We start from the raw sequence: 9,713 nt of genomic DNA, 5'->3' as shown, positions 1-9,713 counted from the left end.
ATTTACTGTTCTGGTGCTTGTCCCAGGCTCTACCGAATTTACAAGGGTGAACAGATGCTGGGTTTGGTTTTTGAGCATTTAACGCATTGGTCAAACGAAATTGATAATCAGCAGTACGCCGAACCACTGAACGCAGTAGTGGCACTTGATGATTTTTTCCTAGCTGCAAGTCTGTCCAACGCAAATGACAAAAACATTGCAGCGTAAATCAGAACTCAAATCAATTCAAAATCCCTCAATCATCAGCAAATTTATGCAACCCACCATTAGTATTCCCAGCCGCTTGGAATACCCCAGATTCACATTCGGGCAGTGTACTCAGCAGGGCATGGTCATTGGCTTAGAGTACAAGCCTGCTGGAACACAGTTAGCTCACGAGTACGGTAATTCTTGGCGGTATACGGTACTTCCTGACAAGAAATCTGATGAAGTTCGGCATTACTCTGATGACCAGATTCAAACGCTTTCCATTGAAGAAATACAGCAGCAGCTACAAGCAGAAATCGAAGAACATCAACAGCAAATCAAAGCACTTCAGCAGCAACTAGTGGCTATCACAGGAGGTTCAAGCGATGGCTAAAGTTGTCGATTATTACGTGGAACGGACTGCTGCAAGACTACTGCGATCGCTCAAAGGTTCGGGTGGTGCTATTCCTCTGCATCGGATTCAGTTTTCTAACACAATCATTCAGCATTTATTAGACGAGAAACAGGCGCAAATCAAAAACACTGGTCACGGGTTTTTGTTGGCAGTTGTCGAGAAGTTTTAATTACAAAAGGGAGAAACTCAAATGGATTTACCGCATTTGTTGCTATTAGTTGAGTCTGCCCAATATTTGATATCTCAGATTGAAAAACATCCCGATTACCAAGCACTTGATTATCAGCCAGACTTAACAGTTGGTGATGCTCAAACAGCACTTTCGTATTTGAAATGCGAACTGGAAGCAAATCAACAGCCTGCAATTGTATCCCAGGGTGCTGATTAGGAAAAAGCGATCGCTTCAATGAGTGCTTATCTTGAAGCGATTGCCAGTGGCAGAAAATTTAGTTTTGCTAGAGAAATTTCATTATTACATAATCCAAGCAATCTTAGAGGGCAAATGAATACTGAAATCAAACTAGGCTTTTGCAACCCCCCTGAACCCGTTTATCTGTACGTTAAAAATGGGGAATCAAGCGGTGAATCATTTCTTTGGTATAACTTCATAGTTGAACAAAATAAAACAATCCCAGTACATCAACAGGCTTTAACTGGTTATTTATTAGAATTACGAATAACAACCAAAGAATTTAGAGGTAACGACAACAATAAATTAGATATTGTTATAGCGGCTGATGAAGTTTATATTATCCGCACAGGCATAGACACTAATTTTGCCAAGACATTTTTATTATCAGCATCCCTTGTACAAGATTTTTCCAAACCTTTAATTATTGCTGTTACGGCTGGAGAAAAGAATACGGTTTTCTGCCGATTATATGACGCGGCAACGAAAGTCAGAATTCGCAAAGAATGGAACCCGAATTCAGATTGGGCATCGCTGATCACTGAGATTCAATCACGGTTAACTGGAACATCTGCATCGGTTCCATTAACACCAGAACAGCCACCGCATCCTCAAGATGTACGAGTGAAACAGATTCGGACTTTGTTGAATTATCCACTTGATTTAGTACGGGAATATTTGCAGTTTCAAGATGTTGACCGTCCGAGTTTACTTCCTGCCAGCAAGATTGATTCTCTAGTAAAAACGATGTGCTTGGCGTGGGCTGCTGATAAGTTTGAAAACCCGAATGATGCCGAATCTTCTTATCAAAAGCAAGTGATTGATGTGGTTGCTAGTGGAAGTGATGAACTAGCAGCAATCAAGACATGGATGCAGCAGTTACAAGGGGTAAAAGCTGGGGCAGCATGAGGATTAAAAAAGGCAAGGGGCAGGAGGAATATCAACTCATCCTCATATTCTATATCCTGCACCCATGCTTTTTGATTTTTCCCTACATCAATGAATCACAAGGAATTATCGCATGAAAGTCATAGTTACTGTAGTTGAAAAAATCACAAGCGAAGCTCACCTCAATATTCCAGATGGGCTATCAAGAGAAGTTATTAAGCAGCAAATAGTAGACCTTTATAACAGTGGTCAAATGCAGACTGATTTGAACATTTTCAAAGTTGATTTTGAATCTATTAGCGCACGGATTGTTAGTGAGATTCAACAAGCGCAATAAATATCAATTTCTCTCTATATCAAATTCGCAGGGAGCATTTATGACTAAAACTTTGACAAGTCCAGAAAATTATACCTGCCATCAAATCGCCAGTATTCTTTCGCTGAATTTATTAACTGTTCGCCACTGGATTCAAAGAGGCTGGCTCAAAGCAAATCAAAGCTGTCCTAAATACTATCAAGTTAAACCAGGGAATCTTAAACAGTTTTTAGAAAATCCTCCACATCAAATTAAAAAACGGATTGCATCTTTAGATTCCGAAGCAGTTAAGTATTTTTTGAAGAGGAAAGTATGACAGAACAAATCACCGACTTAGAAAGATGCTGGTTTCTCTCACCACCTTGGGGTCAAAACATCCCACCTGTAGAAGTCAACTTGTTTGAGAAAGTCTACATCAAGAGCAATCGCACATTCGGCTACTGCTGTGGGGTGCAATGGTATCAAGACGGTTGGGACTATGCTGTCGATATCAAAAAAGACATCATCTACTCGACAAAACATCAGATCATCGGCACTGGGCATATACAACCAAGCATTTTGACTAAACCTGCTTTTGTGTTGGGCGATCGCGTCATGTTGCAATTCCCCAATCACGGCACAAAGCAAAGGTTAATTCTAGGGATTGAACTAATCGAGAAGTCCTGGTTTTATTTGGTCGAGTTGGCTTCACCTAGTTTTTCTCCACCATCGACTATGACCAATAGATTCTCACTGGTACGAGAAGAAGACTTAGTGCGGGTGAATGTCTAAGTCCAAACACAACACTTTCTACTCATCACACAAGTAAAAACTATGTCACAGATTGAAATCGCCCAAATCATTGAACAGATTAAACAAGAAATAGAAGTTGACCCATCGGGTAAAGCTAAAGCAAGTCTTCGCGCGACTGCAAGATTGGCTGGGGTGGATGATGAATCTATCAGAAAAGCTTTAAAATCAAGTGCCGACCCAGCACCATCAAAATTAGCTGTTATGCTTATGGCACAAGGGTTTTCATCTGCCGACCTAAATTCATGGCGCACTGATGGTATTCCAGATATAGCGATCGCAATCATCATAGAATACTACGCCTTTGAAGCTGGCAGGTATTGCAACACCCAAGCAAGATTGGTATGCCGTTCATTCAACACTATTGGTATTCGAGCCTGGATTCAAGAAAAGTTGGGCTGGACAAAGAAAGAGCAGCAACCCCAACAACCACCCACCCCTGCCCTGCCTCCAGTTGAGCAACGGTTGCAAACTTTAGTTGAGGCGATGAAGACTTTGGCTGACCTCACCGGAGGAAAGCTCAACCCCTACATTGAGCAGCATTTCAAAGACTTCGCCGCCAACTTGTTAGCCGAACACAACAGGCAAGCACTTTGTGGGACTTCTGAAAAATGGTTAGGCGTTGTGAACTTTGCAGAAATTGAGCTTGGCAAGAAAGTACCTCTGCATGGTTCGCATTACCGGGGGCATTTGGGTACATGGGTTCGCACGTTTTACCCACATTTAGGATCTCGCCAAGAAACGCGACTTGTCAACGGCACTCAACAGTCAGTTTATATCTACGCTTGCCATGATCCAGCGATCGCTTCGGGGTTAACTAAAGCCATCGAGGAGTTTTTCGCACACCCGAACCCAACAGCAGCACTAAGGCAGGCTGGGGCTTTCAGTAATAAGAAGGGGATGCGGCTAGTCAAAAAGTAAGAGCGATCACTCAGTACAAAGAGTGATCGCGCAAGGATGGTATGTGCTTAAGCATTCATTCGTTAGTGTATCAGTTTTTCTTCCAAGGCTAAAAATCTTTTGAGATGACTGTATGGCAAGAGACAAACAGTAAAAAGCAACCGCACACCAAACAGCAGCGATTGCGAGAGGGACATCTTGGATATTTAGTTATTCACGTTTGCCATCTAAATTCCGCATTCTTCCAAAAACTAAAACAATCATCCAGATACACAATCGCTACTGTTTCAAACTCTTTCAGATTCAGGAGAACGATATGCCCAGCTTTGAGCAAGTAACTAGCACTACTCAACAACTGAAAAGCGACCGCACTCTTTAGCTGAATGAGATCGCAGTGTGGTGTAATTGTCCCGAATTCAATCTTAGGGTACCAGTTCTCGCTTCAACTACTCAAGCACCGGACAACACTAACCCTTGACTCAAATCAAAGCAACCCCAATATGCAACAACTCACGCTATTTCCCGAATCCACACCAATCCTACCTGTCACTTACTACCCCCAATTCTTGTCCATCCAAGAAGCAAACGAGTTATATCAGCACTGCTTGGGACTGCAATGGAAACAGAATCAAATCAGAATGCTGGGCAAGACAACTGATGTTCCTCGTTTGGAGTGCTTGTACGGTGACAAAGGATGTAATTACTACTCCAAGAGTGTACTGCTTCGACCACTGCCCTGGACTGACCCACTAGCCGAATTAAGAGACAGAATTACTGCGTTCACTGGCTGTAACTTCCGCATCGTTATCGGTAATCAATATCGTACAGGCTCCGATTCCATCAGTTGGCATTCGGACAATGACTCATCAATGGGACTAGATCCGGCGATCGCCTCCATTAGCCTTGGTGCTGTTCGTAAATTCCAGATTAAACCGATAGGTGGCCGTCCTACGGATTTCTGGTTGGAACACGGCAGTCTGCTGTTGATGCACTCTGGATGCCAATCGACTCACGTGCATCAGGTTCCGAAAACGACCAAAGTTGTGCGGACGAGGATCAATCTGACGTTCCGACCGCACGTTGGAGGTAAATAATTGTGATTCTCTTTCATCATGTATAATATCCTTGCTTAGTTCATTTGTACTAACAACAAGGAATCAGCAATCAGAATTTCATACAACAAAATAGCACCAAAATACTGTGCCAATTCCTACCTCAGTTCCTCGAATATAGCAACTCAACTTGATTCATTCTCATCTTAAAGGAGTCCTATATGGGAATAGCTAAACGTTGTTTATCACATCCTAACCCTACAGATCCTAATCTTACCTCTGCTCAAACCGAAATAAAAAAATTTGAGGCATGGATTAAAAATTTTGTTCTTTCATTTAGTCAGGGCAAGTTGCAAAGTGTTCTGTCAGCAGCGAAATTTTTCCGGAGACCAGGTGGGGCATGGCAAGTTAATCCATTCAAAGTCGTTTCTGGTTTAACAATTATCATTACCTGTAATAGTTGGAAGGATTACAAACAGCTTGTTGCCAAAAACAAACAACTCGCTTACAGAATCCGAAAATTAGATCCGGAAGTTGACCTGTTAATGCTGCTGTCGCCTGACTTTTCCATAGTGGAAGTCACAGTCATAGCAACTATGGAAAAACTTGTAATTTTAGACTTTTTAGATAGTTGCTCAGGAAACAAAGATTGATCCTGAACTTAGTCAAGACTGAATTCTTTAATGCAACCACAAATAGTATCAACAATTCATTCTGGTTGTATTGCATTTAGGTCAAAAAGAAGGTGTGGATGTGACTAAGTAATTGTAGTAAAGACTGAATTGGACGGGGCTTGAACCACCACACTCAAAACCCCGACGGGGCTTGGTCTGAATATTTGCTCCCGGATGCACTCTTACACTGCCTTATTTTCCAAACCGGGAGCAATTCTGTTTCTTGTGACCAAACCGAATACTACTGCTGTTACACAACAAACGATTCGTTCTCGTTCACTTTCAAGGAGTTTAAAATCATGGGGGAAAGTAAACGCCGCCGTCAATTAGACCCCAACTACGGCAAGCCTCAAGTGTCCGATAGTTCTCAACCAACTACCGATAATCAGATCAACGAACAATCAGAAAAAAAGATTGCAAATATCATCAGTAATTACCAGCAACTCACGAAACCTTACCTCAATTTACCGCCACTACTCAAGCACAATAAAACTGATTATCAGACAAACATTATCGATGCAGATCAGTATCCAAATTGTCAGCTATCGCCAAGACATTGGCATGAATGGGTAGTAGATTCCGCAGTTGACCCCACAATCACCGCTCTCAATGTCCGTTCTCTTGAGGGAGACGAAATCTACGAGTATCTAACGTATGCTCTACCCCCAACCGCTAGACGTAACGATGGACGGTTACGAGATGGTGAATTGAGACGATACGCTCACATAGACAGTGCATGGTGGTCAAGTGGACTCGACCCTCATAACGATTGGAAGCCGATGGAGTGGGGTCGGATGAAACCTGATACTCCTCGACTCGAATGGGATGAATCTAGCAGGGGGGCAGAGGTGCGGAGGGGCAGGGGGGAAATCCTCTCCTCTGCTCCCCAGCCCCCCTGCTCCCCTGCTTCTTCCCTCAAAGTCATCAAATACGAATCCCCACCAAAAACCCCCAATCGCGTCACGTATTTTAGAGTTCCCCTGCATATCTGGCAAAAGGTATCTCTTCGCTATGATGTCCCAATGCCAGAAAACATTGTTGTTACTCCAGAAGGCGAAGCAATCGGTTTTTGGGCTTGGGTTTTGTCACATCCTCAGATTCCCGTATTTCTTACAGAGGGAGAAAAAAAGGCAGGTTGTATGTTGTCCTTGGGCTATGTAGCGATCGCACTACCAGGGATTTGGAACGGTCGAGTAGGTAAAGAAGACTTCGAGCGACTGCATCCCGATTTAGTGCCAATGGCGCAAGAAGGAAGAAAATTCATCATCTTGTTTGACTACGAAACCAAACCCAAAACGCAATGGCAAGTTTTTCAAGCCATACGTCGTACTGGTAATACTATCATCGATCTCAATTACGAATGCGAAGTTGCATTATTACCAGGGCCAGAAAAAGGAATTGACGATTGGGTTGTGGCATTAGGCAGCAAAGCCGAAAAAGCAGTCGCTACCATGATTGCTGATGCTCTGACTCTGCAAGAATATCAGAAGCGGTTTTTCTACAAACAACCCAGAGGTCTGAAGAAGTACAAACCCGATATTACCGTCAATACTCGTTACTTATCCGAAGCCATCCATACATTGCCAAAATCTGGGGTGGTGTGTTTAGCTTCGGATATGGGGACAGGTAAAACGGAAATTTTGGTCACTCTCAGAAAAGAAAACCCAGATTTGAGCTTTTTGAACAACGGGCATCGAGTAAGTCTGTTGAAGAACCTCAGCGATCGCCTAAAAACAGAAATGTATTCTGCTTTAGCATCTGGGTACTGGGCAAAAGCCAAAGCTCTCAGCATTACTGTAGACTCTTTATATAAGATGGCGAATAATTTGCAAGCTTATGACGTTCTATTTATCGATGAAGCTTGTCAATATCTGGCTCACTTGCTCAAATCCAAAACTTGCAAAGAACACCGGGGGGCTATCTTAGAAGTTTTAGAATTCTTAGTCTACAACGCCAAATTAGTTGTTTTAGCAGATGCCCACCTGGATGATTTGACCATCGACTTCTTCATGAAAATGCGACCCCAAGGCGAACAACCATACATTATCAAGAACGAGTATCGCTCTGGTGGTCGTCAAGTGTATTGGTACGAAAGCCCCAACAGTAGCGCAATTGTTGCCGCATTCCACGCACAACTTTTGTTAGGCAAGAAGGTGATGCTGGTCAGCGATTCTAAGCGGTTCATCAAAAAGTTGGAAAGAGCGTTGAATGGGCTTAAGCCATTACCAGATGATGATAATCCAGAGTCAGACGAAGATAAAGAGTTGCGAATTTGGACAATTCATTCCGAAAATAGCGGCAGTGACGAAAACGTTTATTTCATTCGTGAGATTAATACTGCTATTCAAGATATTGATGCTCTGTTAGCTACCCCCAGCCTCGGCACGGGTGTTGACATTTCCACATATCATTTTGATGCAGTGTTTGGTGTATTTCATGCTGTTTCGCAATCAGCCACCGAATGCGCTCAACAGTTGTGGCGGTATCGTCCAAATGTCCCCATGCACGTTTGGGTTGCACCACATCCTCCCTTTGGTTATGCCGACACCAACGCCCGTCATATTAAGGAAAAAATTCTCCAGAAAAATGAAATGACTGCCTTCCTCATCCGCATCGACAAAGAAACAGGCTCTCGTGGGGCAGAGAAGGATTGGGCTTTGGATACATCTTGCCAGATTGAAGCACAACGAAATTGGTCTATCAATAATTTACGGGCTGACTTGCGATCGCTCCTCCTTGAAATGGGCAATACGATTGTGCCTGCTGGTGATACTCCTGATGAATGGGCGGCTCGTTGGATGAAGGCTGCGGGGAATGCTATTGATCAAGAGCATTATCAAAAAGTGGCCAATGCTAAGGATATCGATAGAAGGACTTATACCGCTAGACAACATCAAGATTATCTCAAACCAGAGGAAGCATTAGAATGCGAGAAGTTCCGCATCCGGGATACTTACGGCATGACCGTCACTCCTGAGTTAGTCAAGAAAGATGACGGTGGGCGGTTGATTAAAAAGTTGACTGCCCTCGAAGGAATTTTAGCTTCCCCAGGAAAAGTCATTACTGACGAACACGGGCGAGAAGTCCTTACGTCGCCTGATGTAGTTGCCCAACGGGATAAATCAGAGCGAGATCGCCTACCCATTTGTACAGACTGGGGCAATCACTCCACATCCTGGTTAATACGTCATCGTTTGGGACTACAGGCGATATTGACGGATTTGATGGCCGGGTTGGAGATTATCGGGAATGAACCCACGCTCACAGCAATGGCAGATTTCTCCAAGCGCAATGTGCCACATATTAAGGGGATTCTCAATTTGACCATCCCACTAGATGAATCACCCGTATGGATATTAAGCCAGTATCTTTTGCAACTTGGTTTGTCTACCATATCAAGACGGCCTGATGGGAAGGGCGTGCGGATTCGGTATTATCGACTCAACTCCAAAGATGTGGAGTTTGCGAAGCAGGTTTTGGAGTATCGGCAACGGCAGCGTGAGGAGAGGGAGCGAAGACTGCAAGAAGAACAGGAGCGGAATGAGGCTCATGCTGCCAGATTGCAGACTATGTACGGCATATCTTGTGCAGGGGGGCAGGGGGAGAGGTGCAGCAGGGGGGGAGAAAATTCATTTAATAATAACGTTCTTTCCTCCCCAGCCTCCCTTGCTTCCCCTGCTTCCCCAGCCTCTTTCAACGCGTCCAACCCCCCCGTTAATGAAAGTGAAAGTAATAATTGGGGGGGTATGGACGGAAAAGACAATCCCATACATTCATGGTGGCAACAGGTTAAATCCTATACTACGCGGTTAATGGAACGGTTAGAAACTGGGGTTGATGCAGTCAAAGAGTTTTTAAGTTCCCTAACTCCTGATGAAAGATGGGGGGTGATGGTGCAGATGGAAGAAAACCAACCGCAAATGTTTGGTCAATTGGTGGCACAGGCTCCCGATTGGATGGAATGGATGGGGTGAGTTGTGGGATTTTGACGATGATAAACTACTTGCAGACGGTTGTAAATTTGTGGTGTGTGAGGAAAGCGGTAGTTTAGTTTGCGTTGTTATGCTTATTCTCTAAAATTCAG

General features: G+C 43.7%; 11 protein-coding genes and 1 pseudogene. All 12 read left to right on the top strand.

Going from position 1 to position 9,713, the window contains the following annotated elements; translation table 11 throughout:
• Positions 1–207: pseudogene (locus tag H6G76_RS35380) on the top strand (hypothetical protein); the annotation flags it as partial.
• The gene (locus H6G76_RS35375; protein ID WP_313934890.1) at positions 185–580 is read left to right on the top strand and encodes a hypothetical protein; all 396 of its coding nucleotides are present in this window, start codon (positions 185–187) and stop codon (positions 578–580) included. The pseudogene H6G76_RS35380 and the gene H6G76_RS35375, both read left to right, overlap by 23 nt.
• On the top strand, positions 573–770 hold the full coding sequence (locus H6G76_RS35370; RefSeq protein WP_190710854.1) for a hypothetical protein: 198 nt from the start codon (positions 573–575) through the stop codon (positions 768–770). The genes H6G76_RS35375 and H6G76_RS35370 overlap by 8 nt, the downstream gene beginning before the upstream one ends.
• 21 nt (positions 771–791) lie before the next feature.
• Positions 792–989, top strand: a complete 198-nt coding sequence (locus tag H6G76_RS35365; RefSeq protein ID WP_190710853.1) for a hypothetical protein — start codon at positions 792–794, stop codon at positions 987–989.
• Between the two features lie 114 nt (positions 990–1,103).
• On the top strand, positions 1,104–1,919 hold the full coding sequence (locus H6G76_RS35360; RefSeq protein WP_190710856.1) for a hypothetical protein: 816 nt from the start codon (positions 1,104–1,106) through the stop codon (positions 1,917–1,919).
• Positions 1,920–2,031: 112 nt separating this feature from the next.
• Positions 2,032–2,235, top strand: a complete 204-nt coding sequence (locus tag H6G76_RS35355) for a hypothetical protein (protein ID WP_190710852.1) — start codon at positions 2,032–2,034, stop codon at positions 2,233–2,235.
• Positions 2,236–2,275: 40 nt separating this feature from the next.
• Entirely contained in the window at positions 2,276–2,530 is a 255-nt protein-coding gene (locus tag H6G76_RS35350) for a hypothetical protein (RefSeq protein ID WP_190710851.1), read from the top strand.
• Entirely contained in the window at positions 2,527–2,985 is a 459-nt protein-coding gene (locus H6G76_RS35345) for a DUF1392 domain-containing protein (RefSeq protein WP_190710850.1), read from the top strand. The genes H6G76_RS35350 and H6G76_RS35345 overlap by 4 nt, the downstream gene beginning before the upstream one ends.
• A 42-nt stretch (positions 2,986–3,027) precedes the next feature.
• The gene (locus tag H6G76_RS35340) at positions 3,028–3,924 is read left to right on the top strand and encodes a hypothetical protein (protein WP_190710849.1); all 897 of its coding nucleotides are present in this window, start codon (positions 3,028–3,030) and stop codon (positions 3,922–3,924) included.
• 479 nt (positions 3,925–4,403) lie between these two features.
• The gene (locus H6G76_RS35335; RefSeq protein ID WP_190710848.1) at positions 4,404–4,997 is read left to right on the top strand and encodes an alpha-ketoglutarate-dependent dioxygenase AlkB; all 594 of its coding nucleotides are present in this window, start codon (positions 4,404–4,406) and stop codon (positions 4,995–4,997) included.
• 179 nt (positions 4,998–5,176) lie between these two features.
• The gene (locus tag H6G76_RS35330; protein WP_190710847.1) at positions 5,177–5,608 is read left to right on the top strand and encodes a hypothetical protein; all 432 of its coding nucleotides are present in this window, start codon (positions 5,177–5,179) and stop codon (positions 5,606–5,608) included.
• Positions 5,609–5,928: 320 nt separating this feature from the next.
• Positions 5,929–9,603: a plasmid replication protein, CyRepA1 family gene (locus tag H6G76_RS35325; RefSeq protein WP_190710846.1), complete on the top strand. Its 3,675-nt coding sequence runs from the start codon at positions 5,929–5,931 to the stop codon at positions 9,601–9,603.
• Positions 9,604–9,713 lie beyond the last annotated feature (110 nt).

Origin of the sequence: Nostoc sp. FACHB-152 (genome assembly GCF_014697475.1) — a bacterium.
In the GTDB taxonomy this organism is placed as follows: Bacteria; Cyanobacteriota; Cyanobacteriia; order Cyanobacteriales; family Nostocaceae; genus Nostoc_B.
This window is presented reverse-complemented; position numbering and strand designations above follow the sequence as displayed.